The organism is Pseudarthrobacter sp. 10T415 (genome assembly GCF_056394175.1).
In genome coordinates this window covers 1-398 of sequence record NZ_JBFTHJ010000082.1, presented here as the reverse complement: position 1 = coordinate 398, position 398 = coordinate 1, and the positions used below count along the sequence as shown (strand labels likewise).

Below are 398 nucleotides of genomic sequence, written 5' to 3'. Positions count from 1 at the left end.
CTTTTGCGGTTCTTGCGTCCTTTCTCTTCTCTGTTTTTTCAACATAGTTCCATAGATCATTGCTTGATTTTATCAAAAAATCGGGCGTGTTATCAGGTGCTAATATTTCAGCATAAACCAGATCGTCACGGTTAGCTGATTTCTCGCCGTGTATTTCTCCCGTTCTATGGTCAACCATAACCGAACGATGACGATAAGCCGCCTTTGCAACTGAGCTGACACCATTTGCACGGCTTACGTTCTGCATTTCTAACCTATATAAAGCCATATTAATTTTACTCCATGTGAACCCCTATTTTTGTTTTGGGTTTTGGTTTTAGTTTTTCGTAAGAAAAACAGGTTTTAGCCTCGCAGAGACCGGGCATTACGAAGTAATGCGTAACCGGGCATTCCTTAGC

Annotated in this window: 1 protein-coding gene; it reads right to left on the bottom strand. The window is 41.5% G+C overall.

All coding sequences use genetic code 11. The annotated features are described in order from the left end of the window. Positions 1 to 247, bottom strand: a 247-nt coding sequence (locus AC1DBN_RS21560) for a MobA/MobL family protein (RefSeq protein ID WP_477724209.1), incomplete at its 3' end; no start/stop codon positions are given. Positions 248 to 398 lie beyond the last annotated feature (151 nt).